The organism is Bhargavaea cecembensis (genome assembly GCF_000826125.2).
Classification (GTDB): domain Bacteria; phylum Bacillota; class Bacilli; order Bacillales_A; family Planococcaceae; genus Bhargavaea; species Bhargavaea cecembensis_B.
In genome coordinates, this window is record NZ_LN651373.1 from 1115823 (window position 1) to 1137864 (window position 22042).

The 22042-nt window shown below is 60.2% G+C and carries 23 protein-coding genes and 1 pseudogene; all 24 read left to right on the forward strand.

From position 1 onward, the window contains the following. A partial coding sequence (locus tag BN1189_RS11030) for an L-serine ammonia-lyase, iron-sulfur-dependent, subunit alpha (protein WP_040228077.1) occupies positions 1–333 on the forward strand: 333 nt, incomplete at its 5' end. Further along, positions 320–1588, forward strand: a complete 1269-nt coding sequence (locus tag BN1189_RS11035) for a DEAD/DEAH box helicase (protein ID WP_052455822.1) — start codon at positions 320–322, stop codon at positions 1586–1588. The genes BN1189_RS11030 and BN1189_RS11035, both read left to right, overlap by 14 nt. After that, the gene (gene recG / locus BN1189_RS11040) at positions 1566–3509 is read left to right on the forward strand and encodes an ATP-dependent DNA helicase RecG (RefSeq protein ID WP_257125416.1); all 1944 of its coding nucleotides are present in this window, start codon (positions 1566–1568) and stop codon (positions 3507–3509) included. The genes BN1189_RS11035 and recG overlap by 23 nt, the downstream gene beginning before the upstream one ends. 101 nt (positions 3510–3610) lie before the next feature. Continuing rightward, positions 3611–4192, forward strand: a complete 582-nt coding sequence (gene fapR / locus BN1189_RS11045) for a transcription factor FapR (RefSeq protein WP_040228079.1) — start codon at positions 3611–3613, stop codon at positions 4190–4192. Continuing rightward, entirely contained in the window at positions 4189–5184 is a 996-nt protein-coding gene (plsX, locus tag BN1189_RS11050) for a phosphate acyltransferase PlsX (protein ID WP_040228081.1), read from the forward strand. The genes fapR and plsX overlap by 4 nt, the downstream gene beginning before the upstream one ends. Then, positions 5177–6121 (forward strand): ACP S-malonyltransferase, encoded by a 945-nt coding sequence (gene fabD / locus BN1189_RS11055; RefSeq protein WP_040228083.1) that lies wholly within the window; start codon positions 5177–5179, stop codon positions 6119–6121. Before plsX ends, fabD begins: the two co-directional genes overlap by 8 nt. Continuing rightward, positions 6122–6868 (forward strand): 3-oxoacyl-[acyl-carrier-protein] reductase, encoded by a 747-nt coding sequence (fabG, locus tag BN1189_RS11060; protein ID WP_040228085.1) that lies wholly within the window; start codon positions 6122–6124, stop codon positions 6866–6868. A 34-nt stretch (positions 6869–6902) separates the two neighbouring features. Beyond that, positions 6903–7139 (forward strand): acyl carrier protein, encoded by a 237-nt coding sequence (acpP, locus tag BN1189_RS11065; RefSeq protein WP_040228086.1) that lies wholly within the window; start codon positions 6903–6905, stop codon positions 7137–7139. 129 nt (positions 7140–7268) lie between these two features. Beyond that, positions 7269–8024, forward strand: coding sequence for a ribonuclease III (gene rnc / locus BN1189_RS11070; RefSeq protein ID WP_143242320.1), 756 nt, complete (start codon positions 7269–7271; stop codon positions 8022–8024). Between the two features lies 1 nt (position 8025). Then, entirely contained in the window at positions 8026–11637 is a 3612-nt protein-coding gene (smc, locus tag BN1189_RS11075; RefSeq protein WP_040228089.1) for a chromosome segregation protein SMC, read from the forward strand. Continuing rightward, positions 11634–12638 (forward strand): signal recognition particle-docking protein FtsY, encoded by a 1005-nt coding sequence (ftsY, locus tag BN1189_RS11080; RefSeq protein ID WP_040228090.1) that lies wholly within the window; start codon positions 11634–11636, stop codon positions 12636–12638. The genes smc and ftsY overlap by 4 nt, the downstream gene beginning before the upstream one ends. A 78-nt stretch (positions 12639–12716) precedes the next feature. Next, positions 12717–13052, forward strand: coding sequence for a putative DNA-binding protein (locus BN1189_RS11085; protein WP_040228091.1), 336 nt, complete (start codon positions 12717–12719; stop codon positions 13050–13052). A 17-nt stretch (positions 13053–13069) separates the two neighbouring features. Beyond that, positions 13070–14428, forward strand: coding sequence for a signal recognition particle protein (gene ffh / locus BN1189_RS11090; RefSeq protein ID WP_040228092.1), 1359 nt, complete (start codon positions 13070–13072; stop codon positions 14426–14428). Positions 14429–14513: 85 nt separating this feature from the next. Continuing rightward, positions 14514–14786 (forward strand): 30S ribosomal protein S16, encoded by a 273-nt coding sequence (gene rpsP / locus BN1189_RS11095; RefSeq protein ID WP_040228094.1) that lies wholly within the window; start codon positions 14514–14516, stop codon positions 14784–14786. Between the two features lie 21 nt (positions 14787–14807). After that, on the forward strand, positions 14808–15038 hold the full coding sequence (locus tag BN1189_RS11100; RefSeq protein ID WP_040228095.1) for a KH domain-containing protein: 231 nt from the start codon (positions 14808–14810) through the stop codon (positions 15036–15038). A gap of 67 nt (positions 15039–15105) precedes the next feature. After that, positions 15106–15621, forward strand: coding sequence for a ribosome maturation factor RimM (gene rimM / locus BN1189_RS11105; protein ID WP_040228096.1), 516 nt, complete (start codon positions 15106–15108; stop codon positions 15619–15621). Then, positions 15621–16352, forward strand: a complete 732-nt coding sequence (gene trmD, locus BN1189_RS11110; RefSeq protein WP_040228098.1) for a tRNA (guanosine(37)-N1)-methyltransferase TrmD — start codon at positions 15621–15623, stop codon at positions 16350–16352. The genes rimM and trmD overlap by 1 nt, the downstream gene beginning before the upstream one ends. A gap of 332 nt (positions 16353–16684) precedes the next feature. Further along, on the forward strand, positions 16685–17029 hold the full coding sequence (rplS, locus tag BN1189_RS11115; protein ID WP_040228099.1) for a 50S ribosomal protein L19: 345 nt from the start codon (positions 16685–16687) through the stop codon (positions 17027–17029). A 97-nt stretch (positions 17030–17126) separates the two neighbouring features. Continuing rightward, complete coding sequence (lepB, locus tag BN1189_RS11120; RefSeq protein ID WP_040228100.1) at positions 17127–17684, forward strand: signal peptidase I; 558 nt, start codon at positions 17127–17129, stop codon at positions 17682–17684. Positions 17685–17696: 12 nt separating this feature from the next. After that, on the forward strand, positions 17697–18548 hold the full coding sequence (gene ylqF, locus BN1189_RS11125; RefSeq protein ID WP_040228102.1) for a ribosome biogenesis GTPase YlqF: 852 nt from the start codon (positions 17697–17699) through the stop codon (positions 18546–18548). Between the two features lie 96 nt (positions 18549–18644). Then, positions 18645–19439, forward strand: a complete 795-nt coding sequence (locus BN1189_RS11130; RefSeq protein WP_040228103.1) for a ribonuclease HII — start codon at positions 18645–18647, stop codon at positions 19437–19439. An 87-nt stretch (positions 19440–19526) separates the two neighbouring features. Next, positions 19527–20687 carry an ADP-forming succinate--CoA ligase subunit beta gene (gene sucC / locus BN1189_RS11135; protein WP_040228104.1) on the forward strand — a complete coding sequence of 387 codons (1161 nt, stop codon included), beginning with the start codon at positions 19527–19529 and terminating at the stop codon, positions 20685–20687. Between the two features lie 16 nt (positions 20688–20703). Continuing rightward, positions 20704–21606: a succinate--CoA ligase subunit alpha gene (gene sucD / locus BN1189_RS11140; RefSeq protein WP_040228106.1), complete on the forward strand. Its 903-nt coding sequence runs from the start codon at positions 20704–20706 to the stop codon at positions 21604–21606. Between the two features lie 185 nt (positions 21607–21791). Continuing rightward, a pseudogene (locus tag BN1189_RS16165) lies at positions 21792–22042 on the forward strand (DNA-processing protein DprA); the annotation flags it as partial.

Genomic DNA, 22042 nt, shown 5'->3' on the forward strand with positions numbered 1-22042 from the left:
ACCCCGCAGCAGAGTGCGGAGGCGTTCTCGATCGTCATGAAGAACATGCTCGGCCTCGTCTGCGATCCGGTGGCCGGACTCGTCGAAGTGCCTTGCGTGAAGCGTAACGCGATGGGGGCCGCCAAGGCGATCGTCGGTGCCGACATGGCGCTTGCCGGCATCGTCAGCGTCATCCCGACGGACGAAGTGATCGAGGCGATGCACAAGATCGGCCGCGCCATGCCGTCCGCGCTGCGCGAGACGGCAAAAGGCGGGCTCGCGGCAACGCCGACCGGCAAGCGGCTGGAAGCGGAGATCTTCGGAAAGAAGGAAGCCCAAAGTGGCGTTGACTGATCCTGTCGGCACCCTGAAGGGGATCGGAAAGGAAGCGGCCAAGACACTGGCGGAACTCGGAGTCCTGACGGTCGGCGACCTGGTCATGACCTTTCCGTACCGCCATGAAGACAACCGGCTGAAAGATCTGGCCGAAACACCCCACGAAGAACGGGTCACCATTGAAGGAAGGGTCGAAAGCGAGCCTTCCGTTTTCTTTTCCGGCCGCAACAAGTCCCGGCTTCAGATCCGTCTTCTGGCGGGCCGGCATCTCGTCAAGGCCGTGTTCTTCAACCAGCACTACCTGAGAAACCGGCTCACCCCCGGCATGACGATCACCGTCACCGGGAAATGGGACAGGGGACGCCAGATCATCAATGTGAGCTCGTTCAAGGAAGGCCCGAAACAGGACGGCGACGACTTCGAACCGGTCTACAGCCTAAAGGGCGGCATGCATCAGAAGACGTTCCGGCGATACATCCGGAGTGCGCTCGATGCCGTGGCCGCCGAACTGGAAGACTGCCTGCCCGAAAAAATCCGGGCAGAGTACCGCCTTCCGGGGATCGCCGAAGCGCTCGTGGGGATGCACTTCCCCCGGGACGCGCAGCATGTGAAACATGCGCGCCGCCGGTTCGTCTATGAGGAGCTTCTCGGATACCAGCTGAAAATGCAGGCGATGAAGAAAATCCGCAAAGAGGCCGGCCGGGGGGCGGTCCTTCATTACGATGTCGATCAAGTCCGCCTGTTCATCGAGTCGCTGCCGTTTGAGCTGACGGGTGCCCAGAAACGGGTCGTCAATGAACTGTGCGCCGAACTGAAGGAGCCGGTCAGGATGAACCGGCTTCTCCAGGGAGATGTCGGTTCCGGGAAAACGGCGGTCGCCGCGGTCGCTCTCTACGCCGCCATCACCGCGGGCGCGCAGGGGGCGCTGATGGCCCCGACCGAGATCCTGGCGGAGCAGCACGCCCAGACGCTGGCGGAGTGGCTCGAGCCGCACGGCGTCACGATCGCCCTTCTGTCAGGTTCCACAAAGACGAAGGCGCGGCGCATCATCCTCGAAAAACTCGCTTCGGGAGAACTGGACCTGGTGATCGGGACGCACGCCCTCATCCAGCCGGACGTTTCGTTCAAGCGGCTGGGCCTCGTCATCACCGACGAGCAGCACCGGTTCGGCGTCGCCCAGCGGCGGGGGCTGGAAGAAAAANGCCAAGACACTGGCGGAACTCGGAGTCCTGACGGTCGGCGACCTGGTCATGACCTTTCCGTACCGCCATGAAGACAACCGGCTGAAAGATCTGGCCGAAACACCCCACGAAGAACGGGTCACCATTGAAGGAAGGGTCGAAAGCGAGCCTTCCGTTTTCTTTTCCGGCCGCAACAAGTCCCGGCTTCAGATCCGTCTTCTGGCGGGCCGGCATCTCGTCAAGGCCGTGTTCTTCAACCAGCACTACCTGAGAAACCGGCTCACCCCCGGCATGACGATCACCGTCACCGGGAAATGGGACAGGGGACGCCAGATCATCAATGTGAGCTCGTTCAAGGAAGGCCCGAAACAGGACGGCGACGACTTCGAACCGGTCTACAGCCTAAAGGGCGGCATGCATCAGAAGACGTTCCGGCGATACATCCGGAGTGCGCTCGATGCCGTGGCCGCCGAACTGGAAGACTGCCTGCCCGAAAAAATCCGGGCAGAGTACCGCCTTCCGGGGATCGCCGAAGCGCTCGTGGGGATGCACTTCCCCCGGGACGCGCAGCATGTGAAACATGCGCGCCGCCGGTTCGTCTATGAGGAGCTTCTCGGATACCAGCTGAAAATGCAGGCGATGAAGAAAATCCGCAAAGAGGCCGGCCGGGGGGCGGTCCTTCATTACGATGTCGATCAAGTCCGCCTGTTCATCGAGTCGCTGCCGTTTGAGCTGACGGGTGCCCAGAAACGGGTCGTCAATGAACTGTGCGCCGAACTGAAGGAGCCGGTCAGGATGAACCGGCTTCTCCAGGGAGATGTCGGTTCCGGGAAAACGGCGGTCGCCGCGGTCGCTCTCTACGCCGCCATCACCGCGGGCGCGCAGGGGGCGCTGATGGCCCCGACCGAGATCCTGGCGGAGCAGCACGCCCAGACGCTGGCGGAGTGGCTCGAGCCGCACGGCGTCACGATCGCCCTTCTGTCAGGTTCCACAAAGACGAAGGCGCGGCGCATCATCCTCGAAAAACTCGCTTCGGGAGAACTGGACCTGGTGATCGGGACGCACGCCCTCATCCAGCCGGACGTTTCGTTCAAGCGGCTGGGCCTCGTCATCACCGACGAGCAGCACCGGTTCGGCGTCGCCCAGCGGCGGGTGCTGAAAGAAAAAGGGGAAGATCCGGACGTCCTCTTCATGACGGCCACCCCGATTCCGAGGACGCTCGCCATCACCGCGTTCGGGGAGATGGATGTCTCGGTCCTGGATGAAATGCCGGCCGGGAGGAAGCCGATCGAGACGTACTGGACAAAGCGGGAGTCCCTGCACGCCGTGCTGCGCCGGATGGGCGATGAACTCAGCCAGGGCCGGCAGGCATACATCATCTGCCCGCTCATCGAAGAGTCCGACAAGCTGGACGTCCAGAATGCGGTCGACATGTATGAGCAGATCCGCCAGTACTTCGGCGGCCGGTTCCGGGTGGGCCTCATGCACGGCCGGCTTCATCCCGACGAAAAAGAGGAGGTCATGCGGGAATTCGCGGAAGGCCGCCTCGATGCGCTCGTCTCCACGACGGTCGTCGAAGTCGGCGTCAACGTGCCGAACGCGACGTTCATGGTGATCTCCGATGCGGAGAGGTTCGGGCTCTCGCAGCTTCATCAGCTGCGGGGACGCGTCGGGCGGGGCGCCCACAAATCTTTCTGCGTGCTGCTGGCGGACCCGAAGACCGAGATCGGCAAGGAGCGGATGCAGTCGATGACCGAGACGAATGACGGCTTCCGCCTGGCTGAGAAAGACCTGGAGCTGCGCGGGCCGGGAGACTTCTTCGGCAAGCGTCAGAGCGGCATGCCGGACTTCAAGGTTGCCGACCCCGTCCATGACTACAGGGCCCTCAACACCGCCCGTGTGGACGCGGAACGGCTCGTCGCCGGCGAGGAATTCTGGAACGACCCTGAATATGCCTGTCTCCGCGGCATGATCGAAGAATCCGGAGCGCTGTCCGATGAACGGATCGATTGAACCGTTCATCGGATATTTTTGTGCGCCGGAACGTGCTTGCAATCTCCCTTTTGAATTTATATACTGATGTTAGTACCAAGTGCTAATCCGGTGGTGAAAACATGAGATTGCAGAAGAGAGAGCGGCAGGAGAGGCTCACGGCGCTCCTCCGGGAGAACCCCCTCCTGACAGACGGCGACCTGGCGGAGCATTTTGCCGTCAGTGTCCAGACCGTCCGCCTCGACCGGATGGAGCTTGGAATCCCGGAACTGAGGGAACGGCTGAAGGACGTCGCGGCCCGGACCCTGGACGATGTGAAGGCGCTGCCGATCGACGAAGTGATCGGGGACGTGCTGGACATCGAATTGGACAAGCGGGCCGTCTCGGTCTTTGACGTCACGGAAGATCATGTCTTCCAGCGGAACGGCATTGCACGCGGCCATCATCTGTTCGCCCAGGCGAACTCCCTGGCCGTCGCGGTTATCGACGACGAACTCGCCCTGACGGCGAAATCCGATCTGGAGTTCAGGAAGCCCGTGCATGCGGGCGACCGGGTGGTGGCGAAGGCGGAAGTGCTGCCGGAAGGGCGGAAACCCCGCCGCTCCATCGTCAAGGTCGTCTCGACGGTCGGGGAAGAGACCGTTTTCACCGGGACATTCGAGATGTACCGGACCCACGAGCGAGGAAAAGAGGGACAGCAATGATCATAGCAGTAGATGCGATGGGCGGAGACAATGCGCCGGACGCCATTGTGGACGGTGTCCGCGGGGCGCTTGAGGAATTTCCGGATATCCGGATCCGGCTGTACGGGGACCGGGAGGCGATCGGACCCGACATCGCCCGGCACGAACGGCTGGATGTCATCCACTGTTCCGAAAAGATCGAAGGAGACGATGAGCCGGTCCGTGCTGTCCGTAGAAAAAAGGACGCCTCCATGGTCCGTATGGCGCAGGCCGTGCGGGACAAAGAGGCGGATGCGGGCGTCAGCGCCGGCAATACCGGTGCATTGATGGCCGCCGGACTGTTCGTCGTCGGGCGGATGGACGGCGTCGACCGGCCGGCGCTTGCCCCGACGCTTCCGACGGTGGACGGCAGCGGATTCCTCATGCTGGATATGGGGGCGAACGCCGATGCGAAGCCCCGGCACCTCGCGCAGTATGCCGTCATGGGCAGCATTTACGCCGAGCGGGTGACGGGTCTGCAGAAGCCGAGAGTCGGCCTCTTGAACATCGGCACCGAGGAAAACAAAGGGAACGAACTGACGAAAGAGGCCTATGGGCTGATCGCGCAGGCTCCCGTCAATTTCATCGGGAACGTGGAGGCGCGTGACCTCCTGAACGGAGTCGCAGACGTCGTCGTCACGGACGGCTTCACGGGCAATATGGTCCTGAAGACGATCGAAGGAACGGCCCAGGGGCTGATGCACATGCTCAAAGAAGCATTCATGTCCTCGGCGAAAGGAAAGATCGGCGCCCTCCTTGCCAAAGACGGGCTCGGCGGCCTGAAGAAAAAGATGGACTATACAGAGTACGGCGGAGCGGGCCTGTTCGGCCTGAAGGCTCCGCTGATCAAAGCACACGGCTCGTCGAATGCGAACGCCATCAAAAACGCCATCCGGCAGGCCCGGACCATGGCCGAGTACGATGTGGCCGGACAAATCGGCGAGACGATCGGAAGGATGGGGGAACATGAGTAAGATTGCATTCGTCTTCCCGGGCCAGGGGTCCCAGAAAGCGGGAATGGCCGCGGATTTCATCGGGGAAGGCAGAGAAGGCGCCCGGTTTCGCGAAGAGGCGGACCGGCGCCTCGGATTCGACCTCGGCAAACTGATGCTGGAAGGCCCGCAGGAAGAATTGACGCTTACATACAACGCCCAGCCGGCGCTCCTGACGGCCGGCGCCGCCATCGATGCGGCGCTGAAGCAGGCGGGCATCCGTCCCGACTATGCCGCAGGCCACAGCCTCGGTGAATACACGGCCCTCGTTTCAGCCGGGGTCCTCGGCTTCGGGGACGCGGCGGAAACTGTCCATCGCCGAGGCCTTTACATGAATGACGCCGTTCCGGCGGGCGAAGGGGCGATGGCGGCCATTCTCGGCCTGGATGCGGAGAAATTGCGCACGGTGACGGAGAATATTACCGAAAGCGGCGACCCGGTCCAGCCGGCCAACCTGAACTGCCCCGGCCAGATCGTTATTTCCGGGAGCCGGAAAGGCGTCGAGCGCGCCTGCGCGGCTGCCAAAGAGGCAGGCGCCAAGCGGGCGATCCCGCTCGATGTGAGCGGGCCGTTCCACTCGTCGCTTATGAAACCGGCCGCCGACAGGCTGCGGGAGCAGCTGGACGCCGTCGCATTCAACCGTCCCGGATTCCCGGTCATCACGAATGTCACCGCCCGTCCGGCAACGGAGCCGGACGAGATGAAGGAGCTCCTCGTCGAGCAGCTGTATTCGCCGGTGCGCTGGGAAGAGTCGGTCCGGACGATGCTCGATCTTGGCGTAACGCGGTTCATCGAATGCGGACCGGGCGGCGTGCTGTCCGGGCTCATCCGCAAGATCGACCGGTCCGTCACCGTTCTGAAAGTGGAAGACGGGGAGACGCTGGCCAAGGCCGTCGAGGCCGCGAAAGGATGGTCCTGAATGGGTAAACTTGATGGAAAATCGGCAATCGTCACCGGTTCCTCACGGGGGATCGGGCGGGCGATCGCCATCCGGCTCGCAGCCGAAGGCGCACGCGTGGCCGTGAATTTTGCGGGAAGCGAAGAAAAGGCGAACGAAACGGTCCGGCTCATCGAGGAGGCCGGCGGCGAGGCGTTTGCCGTCCGGGCGTCCGTCAACGAAGCGGACGACGTGAAGCGGCTCGTCGACGAAACGGTCTCCCGTTTCGGCTCTGTGGATATCCTCGTCAACAATGCGGGGATCACGAAAGACAATCTGCTGATGCGGATGAAGGAAGACGAATGGGATGACGTCATCGATACAAATCTCAAGGGCGTCTTCCTCTGCACAAAAGCGGTCGCCCGTCCGATGATGAAGAAGCGGTCCGGTGTGATCGTCAACCTGGCTTCCGTCGTCGGAGTCGCCGGGAATGCCGGCCAGGCCAATTATGTCGCGGCGAAAGCCGGCGTCATCGGCCTGACGAAAACGGCCGCCAAGGAACTGAGCGCCCGGGGCATCCGGGTGAACGCGGTCGCACCGGGCTTCATCGAGACCGACATGACCGGAAAGCTTCCGGAAGAAGTGAAGGAAGGCATGCTCGGCCAGATCCCACTCGGAAAGCTCGGCTCCCCGGAAAGCGTGGCAAATGCCGTTCTGTTCCTTTCTTCGGATGATTCCAATTACATCACCGGCCAGACCCTCCATGTCGACGGCGGCATGGTGATGTGAGAAAATACTAATCCTTGAGAGGAGGTGAATCAGTTTGGCAACTGTCCTGGAACGTGTAACGAAAGTGATTGTCGACCGTCTCGGCGTGGACGAAAGCGAAGTGAAGCCCGAAGCTTCCTTCCGTGAAGACCTCGGTGCCGACTCCCTTGACGTAGTGGAACTCGTCATGGAGCTTGAAGACGAATTCGATCTTGAAATCTCCGATGAAGATGCGGAGAAGATCGGAACTGTCGGCAATGCCGTGAACTATATCGAAGAAAAAGTCGGCTGACCGGCTTTGTGGAGGCTGCTGCCGTACCTGTTCAGGGAAAGCGGCCGCCTCTTTTCCATTTTGCGAAAACAGGCGGGAACAGGTAAACTGTGCATATATCCAACCACCGAAAGGCAGATCATCATGACCATGAATCGAAATGAGCGTCACAGCAAGCGGGATTCATATCCCGAATCGGTCCACCGCAAATTTGCGGGGTTCCAGGAGGAATACGGCATCGCGTTCAGCGACCCCGCCCTCCTTTACAAAGCATTCACTCATTCATCTTATGTGAATGAGCACCGGAAGCGGATCCGCGACGACAACGAGCGGCTCGAGTTCCTCGGAGATGCCGTGCTCGAACTGACGGTCTCCCGCTTTTTATTCGACACCTATCCATCCATGAGCGAAGGCGAACTGACGAAGCTCCGTGCAGCCATCGTCTGCGAACCGTCACTCGTCCAATTCGCGAACGAACTCGGCTTCGGGAAGTATGTCCTGCTCGGGAAGGGGGAGGAGCAGACCGGCGGCCGGACGCGTCCGGCATTGCTCGCCGATGTCTTCGAGGCGTTCGTCGGTGCCCTCTATCTTGACCACGGGTTCGAAGTGGTCGGAAAGTTCCTGGAAGGCGTAGTCTTTCCGAAAGTGAAAGTCGGTGCTTTTTCCCATGTGATGGATTACAAGAGCCAGCTGCAGGAGATCGTCCAGCAGGATGCGGGCGGCAACCTGCAGTACCGGATCGTTGAGGAAAAAGGCCCGGCCCACGACCGCATTTTCGTTTCCTCCGTCACGGTCGACGGAAAGGAACTCGGCCGCGGGGAAGGAAAGTCCAAGAAAGAGGCGGAACAGCTTGCAGCCCGCCATGCCATCGCCGAACTGCGGAAAACGGAAGGGCAGGCGGACTGAATTGTATTTAAAACGATTGGAGATCTTCGGCTTCAAGTCGTTCGGCGAACGCATCGGGCTTGACTTCGTGCCGGGGGTCACCGCCGTGGTCGGACCGAACGGCAGCGGCAAGAGCAATGTCACCGACGCAATCCGCTGGGTGCTCGGGGAACAGTCCGCGAAGACGCTCCGGGGCGGCAAGATGGAAGACATCATCTTTTCGGGAAGCGAATCGAGAAAGCCGCTCAACTTTGCCGAAGTGACGCTCGTCCTCGACAACTCGGACGGCCGGGTGCCGCTCGACTTTCAGGAGATCAGCGTCAGCCGAAGGGTTTTCCGGTCGGGCGACAGCGAATACCAGATCAACCGGCAAGCTTGCCGGCTGCGCGACATCACCGATCTGTTCATGGACTCGGGGCTCGGCAAGGAAGCGTTCTCGGTCATCTCCCAGGGCCGCGTCGACGAAATCCTCAACAGCAAGCCGGAGGACCGGAGAGCGATCTTCGAAGAGGCTGCCGGCGTGCTGAAATACAAACAGCGCCGCCGGAAGGCCGAGCATAAACTGTTTGAGACCGAAGACAACCTGAACCGGGTGCTTGATATTCTCTATGAGCTCGAGGGGCGGCTGGAGCCCCTCCGGATCCAGGCTTCTGCGGCCGAGGATTTCCTGGCGATGGGCAATGAACTGAAGGCGGCGGAGACCGCTCTCATCGCCCATGACCTTGAGATGAACCGCAGCCGGCTGGAATCCGTCCGCAAAGAACTCATGGAAGCGTCAGAGAGGGAGAGCCGAGTATCGGTCGAGGCGGATGGCCATGAAAAGAGCCTCGCCTCCCTGCGCCGGCAGTCGGCTTCGCTGACCGAGGAGCTGGATGGACTGCATCAAACGCTGGCGGAAGCAGTGGCCAATACGGAGAAATGGGAAGGGCGCAAGCTCGTCATGCAGGAGCGGCGCACGAATGCGGCGCGCCAGCTTGAGCGCTTGCGCTCCGATCTTTCCGAAGCCGAAGAATCCCTACGGCTGACGGAAACGAAGAAAAACGATGCGGAGCGCCTGTCGGCGGACCGCCGGGAAGCGCTGGCCAAAGCGCGCAAAGAGATCCGGCGGCTGCAGGATGTGGCAGGGCGTCCGCTCGGCGAGACCGAGCAGAAGATCGAGGAGCTGAAATCCGCCTATATCGAACGACTGAGCGAAGAGGCTGCGGTCAACAACGAGCTGAAGCACCTCGCCCAGCAGATCGATCAGCAGAAACAGACGACAGAGCGGAACCGTTCCCGTGCCGAAGAGGCGGCATCCAGGCTCGCTGAGATCCGCGACCTCCTGAAAAAGACGGAAGAAGAGGCCCGGCTTTGCCGGGAACGGGCAGCCGAGGCGGCCCGGCTGGATTCAGGGCAGGAAGAGGCCGAACGCCGGCTCGCGGAAGAACTGTCGGAAAAACAGGAGCAGCTCTACAAGGCATACAGCCTGCAGGAGAAGCTGAAAGGTCGCAAGGAAGCCCTACTCGCGATGGAAGCCGAGCATGCGGGCTTCCATACGGGCGTAAAGGAAATATTGCGCGCATCCGAAGCGGGAAGGCTGACCGGCATCAAAGGGGCGGTGGCGACCCTGCTGGATGTGCGTCCGGAGTATGCGAAGGCGGTCGAAACCGCACTCGGCGGAGGGATGCAGCACATCGTCACCGCTTCCGAAGCGGACGCGCGCCGGGCCATCGCCCACCTGAAGGAGAGCCGGAAGGGCCGGGCGACGTTCCTTCCCCTGCCGGTCATGAAGCCGAGGCAGGTCGACGGATCGACGCTGTCGCGGATCGGGGGGCACGGCGACTTCGTCGGAACCGGGGATTCAGCCGTCACGGCCGACCCCGAGTTCGAGATGATTGTCCGGAATATGCTCGGCAATGTCATTCTCGCCCGGACGCTCAAAGGCGCGAACGAGATGGCGAAGATGGCCGGCTACCGGTACAGGGTCGTCACGCTCGACGGCGACGTCGTCAATGCGGGAGGATCCATGACGGGCGGCGGATCGGAACGGAACAACCCAATCTTCATGAGGAAAGCGGAGCTGGAAACCGTATCCGGGGACCTCGGCCGTCTGGAGAAGTCGATCCGCCTCGCCGAAGAAGCCGTCCGCTCCCTGAAAAGCAGCCGGCAGGAAGCCGCCGGTTCCCGGTCGGCAAACCGGAAAGCCCTTGAAGAACTGCGCACCGCCGAACGGGAAGTCCACGAACGACTCGCGGAACTGAAATCCTCGGAGCGGCAGCTTGCGGACAGGGCCGCCCTGTTCACGGACGAAGAACAGGGAACGGCAGGCTTTGCAGGCGGCCTCCGGAAGCGGCTTGAGGATGCCGAGCGGAGGAAGGCGGAGCTTGCCGATGAACTGAAGGGCATGTCAGAAGAAATCGAAAAGCTCGGCGAACTGTATGAACAGGGGCGCAACGAGCGGGACCGGATGATGGACCGGCTCGGCGCACTCCGTTCGGAAGCCGCCGTGCTGTCGGAACAGGCGGCCCAGGCGGTGACCGCGGCAACCGGGCTTCAAAGCGAGCTGGACCAGCTCGGACTGCGTGCCGGGCGGCTCAGGGAAGAGATCGGCTGGCTGGAAGGAGACGGAACCGACGGACCCGGACCGGAAGATATCGACCGTGAACTGGCCGGGTGGAAAAAACGCCGGACCGCCGCGGAACAGGCCGTGGCCGACGCGGTGGGCCGGCGGGCGGCATTGGAAGGGAAGATCACGCTCGCCGAAACCCGCCTCCGGGAAGCGGCGGCCAAAAAAGCTGAACATGCCAAAACCGTGCGGGAGGCGGAGCTCCGGGCAGGACGTCTCGGCTATGAGCTCGAGACGCTCGCTGAGACTTTATCGGAGACTTACGGGTTCGAGGACGCTTCGACGGCCGAGTTCCCGTTCCCGGAAGGGCTGGATGAAGAAGGGGCACGGCGGAAAGTCCGTCTCCTGAAGCAGTCCATCGAAGAGCTCGGGCCGGTGAACACGGGGGCGATCGATGAATTCGCCTCGGTATCCGAGCGCCACGGTTTCCTGACCGACCAGCGGAATGATCTGCTGGAGGCGAAAAGCACGCTTGAAGAGGCGATCGGCGAGATGGACGCGGAAGTGACCGAGCGGTTCAGCTCCACGTTCCACGCCGTGAACCGGCAGTTCGGCATCGTATTCAGAGAGCTGTTCGGCGGAGGCCGGACGGAACTCGTGCTGACGGACCCCGATGACATGCTCACGACGGGCATCGACATCATCGCCTGTCCGCCGGGAAAAAAGCTCCAGAACCTGAGCCTGCTGTCCGGGGGGGAGCGGGCGCTCACGGCGATTGCGCTCCTGTTCGCCATCCTGAAAGTGCGGCCGGTGCCGTTCTGTGTGCTCGATGAAGTGGAGGCCGCACTTGATGAAGCGAACGTTCTCCGCTACAGCCGCTACCTGAAAAAATTCAGCGGCGAAACCCAGTTCATCGTCATCACCCACCGGAAGGGGACGATGGAAGGGGCCGACGTTCTCTATGGCATCACGATGCAGGAATCCGGCATCTCCAAGCCGGTTTCCGTCAAGCTGACGGAGGGGGACGGCATTGAATACGAAGAACCCGTGCCGGCCGGCGGACCGGGTCTGAAAGGGGAAAGTTCATGAGCTTCTTTAAAAAGCTGAAAGACAAGATCACCGGGCAGCCGGATGAAACGACCGAGAAATACAAGGAAGGCCTGGAAAAGACCCGCACGTCATTCACTTCGAAAGTGAACGACCTGATCGCGCGGTACCGCAAAGTCGACGAGGATTTCTTTGAAGAGCTGGAAGACCTGCTTCTTCAGGCGGATGTCGGATTCGAGACGGTCATGGATCTGATGGATGACCTGAGGTTCGAAGTCCAGCGCAAAAATGTCAAGGACACGGAAGGGATCCAGTCCGTCATCTCCCAGAAACTCGTCGACATCTACCGGGGCGGCGGCGAGGCGGACAGCGAGCTCAACATCCAGGAAGACGGGCTCACCGTCCTCCTGTTCGTCGGCGTCAACGGCGTCGGCAAGACGACGACGATCGGCAAGCTCGCCAGCCGCTTCATTGCCGACGGGAAAAAGGTCATGCTTGCGGCGGGCGACACGTTCCGGGCAGGAGCGATCGACCAGCTGCAAGTATGGGGCGACCGGGTCGGCGCGGAAGTGATCCGCCAGGCGGAAGGTTCGGATCCGGCGGCCGTCATGTATGACGCGATCCGCGCCGCGAAGAACCGGAAAGCCGATGTCCTCATCTGTGATACGGCCGGACGGCTCCAGAACAAAGTGAACCTCATGAACGAGCTGGAGAAAGTGCATCGCGTCATCCGCCGGGAAATGCCGGACGCGCCGCATGAGACGCTGCTGGCGCTCGATGCGACAACCGGGCAGAACGCCCTCATCCAGGCGGAAACCTTCAAAGAAGCCACGGATGTGACCGGCATCGTCCTCACGAAGCTCGACGGCACGGCGAAGGGCGGGATCGTCCTCGCCATCCGCAACAAGCTCGGCATTCCGGTGAAGCTGGTCGGACTCGGCGAAGGCATCGACGACCTGCAGCCGTTCGATGCGGAGCGGTATGTGTACGGCCTTTTCGCCGAAGGGCTGGAACAAGAAGAGGCGGAAGAAGAAGCCGAATGACAGACAAGGGAATTCCCTTGACAGGACGTCTTTCCCCGTATAAAATGACAACGTCAAGAGACAGGGGGGAGGAGCACAATGCTTCTTGAAAAGACAACCCGCATCAACTTCCTGCTCGACTTTTATCAGGCGCTCCTCACCGATAAGCAGCGGAGCTACATGGAACTGTATTATCTGGACGACCTGTCGCTCGGGGAAATCGCCGAGCAATACGGCGTGTCCAGGCAGGCAGTATATGACAACATCCGCCGCACCGAGGCGATGCTTGAGGAATATGAAGAGAAGCTCCGGCTTTTCGGCAAGTTCAGGGAGCGGCACGATGCACTCGAAGCGCTTGCCGAGATGATCAGGGAAGGGACCTCGAAGCCCGAAGAGATCATCGGGCGTCTGGAGGAACTGAAACAATATGATTAACCGGGAGGCGGGCACAAATGGCATTTGAAGGATTGGCTGAGCGCCTGCAGAAAACGCTCCAGAATATCAAGGGCAAAGGCAAGGTGACCGAGGCCGATGTGAAGGAAATGATGCGCGAAGTCCGGTTTGCGCTCATCGAGGCCGACGTCAACCTGAAAGTCGTCAAGGAATTCGTCAAGAAGGTGAGTGAGCGGGCGGTCGGCTCCGACGTGATGGAGAGCCTCACGCCCGGCCAGCAGGTCGTCAAGATCGTCCGCGATGAGCTCGCGGACCTGATGGGCGGCGAAGCAGACCTGCTAATATTCGCCAAAAAGCCGCCGACCGTCATCATGATGGTCGGCCTGCAGGGTGCCGGCAAGACGACGACGACCGGCAAGCTTGCAAACCTCATCCGAAAGAAATACAACCGGAAACCGCTGCTCGCGGCAGCCGACATTTACCGTCCCGCCGCGATCCAGCAGCTCGAGACGATCGGAAAGCAGCTCAGCATGCCGGTCTTCTCGCTCGGTACGGATGTGTCGCCGGTCGAAATCGCCAAACAGGCGGTCGAGAAGGCGAAGGAAGAGCATTATGATGTCGTCTTCATCGATACCGCCGGACGGCTCCAGATCGACGAGGCGCTCATGGGCGAACTGCGGGACATCCACAGCGCCGTGAAGCCGGACGAGGTCTTCCTCGTCGTCGATGCCATGACCGGCCAGGTGGCGGCGAACGTCGCGGAGACATTCGACGAACAGGTCGGCGTCACGGGCGTCGTCCTGACGAAGCTGGACGGGGACACGCGCGGCGGCGCCGCCCTGTCGATCCGTTCGGTGACCGGGAAGCCGATCAAGTTCGCGGGGATGGGCGAGAAGCTCGATGCGATCGAGCCGTTCCATCCCGAGCGGATGGCTTCGCGGATCCTCGGCATGGGTGACGTCATGTCGCTCATCGAGAAAGCACAGGCCGGCGTCGACGAAGACAAGGCGAAGGAACTGGAACAGAAATTCCGGGACCAGTCGTTCACATTCGACGATTTCCTGGAGCAGCTGGAACAGGTGAAAAAGATGGGCCCGCTCGATGAACTGCTGAAGATGCTCCCGGGTGCCGGCAAGATCAAGGGGCTCGAGAACGCCAAGGTCGATGAAGGCCAGATGGCGCGGGTCGAAGCGGTGATCAAGTCGATGACGACCGAGGAGAAATCCCGCCCGGACATCATCAACTCAAGCCGGAAAAAGCGGATCGCCCGCGGCTCCGGCACGTCCATCCAGGAAGTGAACCGCCTGCTCAAGCAGTTCGATGAAATGAAAAAGATGATGAAGCAGATGTCCGGCATGCAGCAGGGGAAGGGTCGCAAGAAGATGAAACTTCCGGGGCTCGACTCGCTGTTTAAATGATGTGTTAAGAAAAAACACTTTACAAACGGAACAACCCTTGATATTATACTATCTTGTGTGAAACTACTCGGAGGTGCTATCAAAAATGGCAGTTAAAATCAGACTCAAACGCATGGGCGCAAAAAAGACGCCTTTCTATCGTATCGTTGTAGCGGATTCCCGCTCCCCGCGTGACGGACGCCAGATCGAAACGATCGGCACTTACAACCCGCTCACAAAGCCGGCTGAACTCAAGATCGACGAAGAGCTCACGCTCAAATGGCTCGAGAACGGCGCTAAGCCGTCCGACACAGTCCGCAACCTCCTCTCCTCGCAGGGGATCATGGAAAAGTACCACAACGCCAAGACCGCAAAATAATTCGTTTACGGGGGCGACATGATGAAGCAGCTGATTGAGACGATCGTCAAACCGCTCGTAGATCATCCGGAAAAGGTCCGGGTGGAGACGGAAGAACAGCAGGGCAGGCTCGTCTGCCGGCTGTCCGTACATCCGGACGATATGGGAAAAGTGATCGGGAAGCAGGGACGGGTCGCCGGCGCGATCCGGACCATCGTGAATTCAGCTTCCGCCGCCGGCCGGCAACGGGTGCGCGTGGACATCATGGACTGACAGGAAGGAAGGAGCATTTGTTCCTTCCTTTTTCTTCATTTTAAATGAACGTCAAGGAGGGATTTTGTTGAACTGGTATAATGTCGGGAAAATTGTCAATACACACGGAATCCGCGGCGAAGTGAGGGTCATTTCCCGGACGGACTTCCCGGAGGAGCGGTATGCGGAAGGAAACCGTCTCGGCCTGTTCATGCCGGGGTCGTCCAAGCCGGTCATCCTGACGGTCGCCTCGCACCGGGTCCATAAAAACTTCGACCTTCTTTCATTTGAGGGCCATCCGAACATCAATGATGTCGAGAAATACCGGGACGGCATCCTGAAAGTGTCGGAGGAGGACCTCGGCGAACTGGAGGAAGGCGAGTATTACTATCACGAAATCGTCGGCTGCACCGTGTTTGCGGAAGACGGACGCGAAATCGGGGAAGTCACCGAAGTGATCAGCACGGGTGCGAACGATGTCTGGGCCGTCAAGGATTCCGCCGGGAAGATGCACTACATCCCGTTCATCGACGATGTCGTCCTTGAAGTCGCACCAGAGGAAAAGCGGATCGTCATCGATCCGATCGAGGGGCTTCTGTCCTGATGAACATTTCGGTGCTTTCCATCTTCCCGGAAATGTTCACGGGCGTCTTCGGCTCCTCCATCCTGAAGCGTGCACAGGACCAGGGTGCCGCCCGGCTATCCGTCCGCGACTTCAGGGAGTTCGCCACCGACAAGCACCACAAGGTCGACGACTATCCGTACGGCGGAGGGGCGGGGATGGTGCTGAAGCCGGAGCCGCTGTTCCGGGCCGTCGAAAGCCTGACGGGAGAGGGCCGGAAGCCACGGATCCTCCTCATGTGCCCGCAGGGGGAGCGGTTCACCCAGCGGAAGGCGGAAGAGCTTTCCCGGGAGGAGGACCTGATCTTCCTGTGCGGCCACTATGAAGGCTACGACGAGCGCATCCGTGAGCATCTCATCACGGACGAGATCTCGATCGGAGACTTTGTCCTGACCGGAGGCGAGCTTGCGGCGATGACCGTCATCGACAGCGTCGTCCGGCTCCTGCCGGGCGTGCTCGGAAACGAGGCATCCCCCGAGCAGGACTCCTTCTCGACGGGGCTCCTTGAGCATCCGCACTACACCCGCCCCGCCGATTTCCGGGGCATGAAAGTGCCGGACGTCCTCATGTCGGGAAACCACGCCGAAATCGACCGCTGGCGGGAAGAACAGTCGCTCGCCCGCACACTCGAACGCCGTCCCGACCTGCTCGGCAAAGCCGACCTCACCGACCGCCAGAAGAACTACCTGAAAAGCATTGGCTGGAAAGGCTGAGCCGGGAAACGGTTTTGTTTCAGTGGAGTTGTCGGCGATGGCTGGCCTGGAAAGTTGATTGGAGCGGAAGGCGGCGACTCCTGCGGGAATAGCGCGAGCTGAAGGCCCCGCAGGAGCGAAGCGACGAGGAGACTAAAGCCGTGCCCGCGGAAAGCGTCCGCCTGCAGCGGAAATCAACACTCACTTTTTTATTCCCCGGCTCTGCAACTGGCACTTGCCGGCAGACGCCGGTTGTGTTATCATTCATTCTGTGCTTCCATGCGAAGCGCTCGATTACGGTGTTCCGCTGCAGCGCAACAATGCATGAGCATCTGTAGCAAGGAGAGGGAAACATGACAAACATCATTGCAGATATCACGAAGGAGCAACTCCGCACGGATCTCCCGACGTTCCGCCCGGGCGACACAGTACGTGTACACGTAAAAGTCGTCGAAGGCACACGCGAACGGATCCAGGTATACGAAGGAGTTGTTATCAAGCGTCGCGGCGGCGGCATCAGCGAAACATTCACGGTCCGCAAAATCTCCTACGGCGTAGGAGTGGAGCGTACGTTCCCTGTACACACGCCAAAAATCGCGAAACTTGAAGTGACTCGCCGCGGTAAAGTCCGTCGTGCGAAGCTGTACTACCTCCGCAACCTGCGCGGAAAAGCAGCCCGCATCAAAGAAATCCGATAAACCACATCGAAAGGGAGCCCTCGCCGGCTCCTTTTCTTTTTGCCTCGCTCATTCATACACTGTACAATAGAAGAAATTGAACTGGGAGGCCGAAGGGATGACAGAAGAGAAAAAGAAAAATGAATTATGGGAGTGGACGAAAGTCCTCCTGATCGCCTTCGGGCTCGCGGCCCTCATCCGCTATTTCCTCTTTACTCCGATCGTGGTCGACGGCGAATCGATGATGCCGACGCTCGAGGACGGCGACAAAATGATCGTGAACAAGATCGGATACAGCATCGGCGGCCCGGACCGATTCGACATCGTCGTGTTCCACGCTCCGGAGCGCAAAGACTATATCAAACGAATCATCGGCCTTCCCGGAGACCACGTCGAGTACAAGGACGATCAGCTCTTCATCAACGGCAAGGCGTATGACGAGCCGTACCTCGATGAGTACAAAGCGGCCATCGCTGACGGTCCGCTGACGGAGGACTTCACGCTCGAGGACAAGATCCAGCGCGCCACCGTGCCGGAGGGTCATGTGTTCGTGATGGGGGACAACCGGCGGTTCAGCAAGGACTCCCGGCATATCGGCGTGATCCCGTTCGATGAAATCATCGGGAACACGAGCCTCGTATTCTGGCCGATCGCCGATTTCGGGATTGTCCGTTAGGGAGATGACAAAATGACAATCCAATGGTTCCCGGGACATATGGCGAAAGCCCGCAGGGAAGTAACCGAAAAGCTGAAGATGGTCGACATCGTCTTTGAACTGATCGACGCCCGGCTGCCCGAATCCTCGCGCAACCCGATGATCGACGAAGTGATCAGCCAGAAGCCGCGGCTCCTCATCCTCAACAAGAAAGACATGGCCGACGACGCCGAGACCGCCCGCTGGCTCGAGCGGTTCCGTGAACAAGGGCACGATGCCGTCGCGATCAACTCGCTCGACGGCAAAGGCCTTCAGCAAGTGACGAAGGCATCCAAGCTCATCCTGAAAGAGAAATGGGACCGGATGGCGGCGAGGGGCATCCGGCCGAGGGCGATCCGCGCGATGATCGTCGGGATTCCGAACGTGGGGAAATCGACGCTCATCAACCGCCTCGCCGGGAAGAACATCGCACGGACCGGCAACACGCCGGGCGTCACGAAAGCCCAGCAGTGGATCAAGGTCGGCAAGGAACTGGAGCTCCTCGACACGCCGGGCATCCTCTGGCCGAAGTTCGAGGACCCGGAGGCGGGGTACAAGCTCGCGCTCACCGGTGCGATCAAGGACACGATCACCGAAAAGCAGGATCTTGCCGTATACGGCCTGAGATTCCTGGAATCCCGTTACCCGGAGCGGCTGGAAGAGCGCTACGGCCTCCAAGACCTTTCCGGAGGGATTTCCGAGGCATTCGAGCATATCGGCGAACGCAGGCGGGTCTATGAAAAAGGCGGGATCGTCGACATAGACGGCGTGTCGGAGCTGATCGTCCGGGATATCCGGGACCAGCAGCTCGGCAGGCTCTCGTTCGACTTTGCGGACGAACGCTGAACAAACAACCGGGCATGTCCTTTCGCGGGACATGCCCTTTTCCGCTTTCCGGACTTGCCCGGAAGGCGGCATACATACCGGAAGGAATGAATCTGCATGGCAGGGAAGATGACGATCAGGGAAGTGAAAGAATGGCTCGCAACCGCCGACGGGAGCGAGGAATTATTTTCAGAATTAAAGGGGGACGGGCGCGCAGGAGTCCGGACGCTGCTCGGCTCCTGGGAGCGCAGGCAAAAGAAAGCACAGGAGATCCGCCGTCTCCACCTTGAAAAGGAACGGTTTGATGACGGCTTCCGGAAAGCACCGCAAGATGCGGTTGCCGGGGTCGACGAGGCGGGCAGGGGACCGCTCGCGGGCCCGGTCGTCACGGCGGCCGTCATCCTGCCTGCCCACTCGCCCGAGCTCGAGGGGCTTGATGATTCCAAGGCGATGAAGAAAACAGACCGGGAGCGGCTCGCCGGACTGATCCGGGAAACGGCGGTCGCCTGGTCTGTCCATGTCCAGCCGGCTTCCGAGATCGACCGGCTCAACATTTACCAGGCGACGAAGCGCTCCATGGAAGCTGCCGTGCGGTCCCTGGAAGTCCGCCCGGATGCGGTCATCGCCGACGCCATGGACTTTGACTCGGGCATGCCCTGCCACGGCATCGTCAAGGCCGACGCGAAAAGCCTCGCCGTCGCTGCCGCTTCCGTGCTGGCCAAGACGGAAAGGGACCGGTACATGGCGGAACTCCATAAAAGCTATCCGGAGTATGACTTTGCGCAGAATGCCGGCTATCCGACAGCCGCACATATGAAAGCACTCGAGCAGCACGGCCCTTGCCCGGAACACCGCACCACATTCTCCCCGGTCACCGAATATCTGGCACGAAACAGCGAAATTCGCGTCTGACCGTCTACATTTATGGACAACTTGTGACGCGTTGATTACAATGGGGGATGGCAAGAAATAATCAGCAGTTCGATTGGAGGATGTAAGATGAATATCCATGAGTACCAAGGGAAACAGCTTCTTCGTGAATTCGGCGTCGAAGTTCCGCGGGGAATGGTTGCATTTTCCCCGGAAGAGGCCGTGAAGGCTGCGAAGGAGCTCGGCAGCAATGTGACAGTCGTCAAAGCCCAGATCCACGCGGGCGGCCGCGGGAAGGCAGGCGGCGTCAAGCTCGCCAAGAACGTTGATGAAGTGCGTGACTATGCGAAGGAATTGCTCGGCAAAGTCCTCGTGACGCACCAGACGGGTCCTGAAGGGAAAGAAGTAAAACGTCTATACATCGAGGAAGGATCCGACATCCTCAAGGAATACTATATCAGCCTCGTCGTGGACCGTTCGACGGACCGCGTTGTCCTCATGGGCTCCGAAGAGGGCGGCATGGACATCGAGGAAGTGGCCGAGAAGACACCTGAGAAAATCTTCAAGGAAGTCATCGACCCGGTCATCGGCCTTGCCGGCTTCCAGGCACGCCGCATGGCATTCAACATGAACATCCCTGCCAAACTCGTCAACAAGGCGGCCAAGCTGTTCCTCGGCCTTTACGAAGCGTTCGTCAGCAAGGATGCCTCGATCGTCGAGATCAACCCGCTCGTCGTGACGGGAGACGACAAAGTCATGGCACTCGATGCGAAGTTCAACTTCGACTCGAACGCGCTGTACCGCCACGCGGACATCGTGGAGCTGCGTGACTTCGACGAGGAAGACCCGAAAGAGATCGAAGCATCGAAATACGACCTCAGCTACGTTTCCCTTGACGGCAACATCGGCTGCATGGTCAACGGTGCGGGCCTTGCCATGTCTACGATGGACACGATCAACTTCTACGGCGGCCGACCGGCGAACTTCCTCGACGTTGGGGGCGGCGCGACGGCTGAAAAAGTGACGGAAGCATTCAAGATCATCTTGTCCGACCCTCACGTCAAAGGGATCTTCGTCAACATCTTCGGCGGCATCATGAAGTGCGACATCATCGCAGAAGGCGTGATCCAGGCAACGAAGCAGCTCGGACTTGAAGTGCCGCTCGTCGTCCGTCTCGAAGGAACGAACGTCGACGCAGGCAAGAAGCTTCTCAACGAATCCGGTCTGAACATCACTTCTGCCGACTCCATGGCGGACGGCGCACAAAAAATTGTCGAACTCGTAGGCTAAGAAAGGCGGGAAAACGATGGGCATTTATATCGATAAGGATACAAAAGTTCTGGTACAGGGAATCACGGGCTCCACGGCCCTTTTCCATACGAAGCAAATGATCGAATACGGCACGAAAATCGTCGGCGGCGTGACGCCGGGCAAAGGCGGCACGGAAGTCGAGGGCGTTCCGGTCTTCAACACGGTTGAAGAAGCAGTCAAGGAGACGGGCGCAACCGTATCCGTCATCTACGTTCCGGCGCCGTTCGCGGCAGATGCGATCCTCGAAGCGGCCGACGCGGAACTCGACCTCACGATCTGCATCACCGAACACATTCCGGTGCTCGACATGGTGAAAGTCGTCCGCTACCTGGAAGACAAGAAAACCCGCCTCATCGGGCCGAACTGCCCGGGCGTCATCACGGCGGACGAGTGCAAGATCGGCATCATGCCGGGCTATATCCACAAAAAAGGCCACGTCGGCGTCGTATCCCGCTCCGGGACACTCACGTATGAAGCGGTCCACCAGCTCACCGAAGAAGGCATCGGCCAGACGACGGCAGTCGGCATCGGCGGCGACCCGGTCAACGGCACGAACTTCATCGATGTCCTGAAAGAGTTCAACGAAGATCCCGAGACGCTTGCGGTCGTCATGATCGGTGAAATCGGCGGCACCGCCGAGGAAGAAGCGGCCGAATGGGTCAAAGCCAACATGAAGAAGCCGGTCACAGGCTTCATCGGCGGCCAGACGGCACCTCCTGGAAAACGCATGGGCCACGCGGGCGCTATCATTTCCGGCGGCAAAGGGACGGCAAAAGACAAAATCGCAGCGATGGAAGCAGCCGGCATCAAGGTTGCGGAGACTCCGTCCGTCATCGGCGAAACGATGATCAAGGTCCTGAAAGAAAAAGGCCTGTACGAACAGTGCAAAACACACTAAAATGAAAGTGCGGCGCAACTCGCGCCGCACTTTTACTATTTTCCGGCAATCGCCGGACAGGGAGGTTGTAAAAAATCAAAGAATTCGAAGAACGGCTGCTGGCGCTCCACTATGCCTATCCGGCCCCGCTCAACCGGTTCGGCCCCCTTCTGGAGGCGGATCCCCGGCTTGAGGACCTGTACCGGATGAGCGCCGCAGATCTTTCGCTCCTGCTCAACCTGGATGCGTCGAAAGCCGGGCTGCTCAAAAGCCGGCTCGACCGTCAGGCGGACCCCCCGTACACCGACATGTATGCCGCCCGGTCGATCATCCCGATTCCCTGCACACACCCCCTGTATCCTTCATCACTCAAATGCCTCATCGATCCGCCCGCCGTGCTTTATGCGGCGGGGGATCCGTCCATCCTTTCAGCTCCCAGAAAAGCGGCGGTCATCGG

Bases quoted from the DNA above. Each gene is read 5' to 3' on its own strand.
- recG (WP_257125416.1), top strand. From the start codon at position 1,566: ATGACCTTTCCGTACCGCCATGAAGACAACCGGCTGAAAGATCTGGCC.
- fapR (WP_040228079.1), top strand. From the start codon at position 3,611: ATGAGATTGCAGAAGAGAGAGCGGCAGGAGAGGCTCACGGCGCTCCTC.
- plsX (WP_040228081.1), top strand. From the start codon at position 4,189: ATGATCATAGCAGTAGATGCGATGGGCGGAGACAATGCGCCGGACGCC.
- fabD (WP_040228083.1), top strand. From the start codon at position 5,177: ATGAGTAAGATTGCATTCGTCTTCCCGGGCCAGGGGTCCCAGAAAGCG.
- fabG (WP_040228085.1), top strand. From the start codon at position 6,122: ATGGGTAAACTTGATGGAAAATCGGCAATCGTCACCGGTTCCTCACGG.
- rnc (WP_143242320.1), top strand. From the start codon at position 7,269: ATGAATCGAAATGAGCGTCACAGCAAGCGGGATTCATATCCCGAATCG.
- ftsY (WP_040228090.1), top strand. From the start codon at position 11,634: ATGAGCTTCTTTAAAAAGCTGAAAGACAAGATCACCGGGCAGCCGGAT.
- BN1189_RS11085 (WP_040228091.1), top strand. From the start codon at position 12,717: ATGCTTCTTGAAAAGACAACCCGCATCAACTTCCTGCTCGACTTTTAT.
- ffh (WP_040228092.1), top strand. From the start codon at position 13,070: ATGGCATTTGAAGGATTGGCTGAGCGCCTGCAGAAAACGCTCCAGAAT.
- rpsP (WP_040228094.1), top strand. From the start codon at position 14,514: ATGGCAGTTAAAATCAGACTCAAACGCATGGGCGCAAAAAAGACGCCT.
- BN1189_RS11100 (WP_040228095.1), top strand. From the start codon at position 14,808: ATGAAGCAGCTGATTGAGACGATCGTCAAACCGCTCGTAGATCATCCG.
- trmD (WP_040228098.1), top strand. From the start codon at position 15,621: ATGAACATTTCGGTGCTTTCCATCTTCCCGGAAATGTTCACGGGCGTC.
- rplS (WP_040228099.1), top strand. From the start codon at position 16,685: ATGACAAACATCATTGCAGATATCACGAAGGAGCAACTCCGCACGGAT.
- lepB (WP_040228100.1), top strand. From the start codon at position 17,127: ATGACAGAAGAGAAAAAGAAAAATGAATTATGGGAGTGGACGAAAGTC.
- ylqF (WP_040228102.1), top strand. From the start codon at position 17,697: ATGACAATCCAATGGTTCCCGGGACATATGGCGAAAGCCCGCAGGGAA.
- BN1189_RS11130 (WP_040228103.1), top strand. From the start codon at position 18,645: ATGGCAGGGAAGATGACGATCAGGGAAGTGAAAGAATGGCTCGCAACC.
- sucC (WP_040228104.1), top strand. From the start codon at position 19,527: ATGAATATCCATGAGTACCAAGGGAAACAGCTTCTTCGTGAATTCGGC.
- sucD (WP_040228106.1), top strand. From the start codon at position 20,704: ATGGGCATTTATATCGATAAGGATACAAAAGTTCTGGTACAGGGAATC.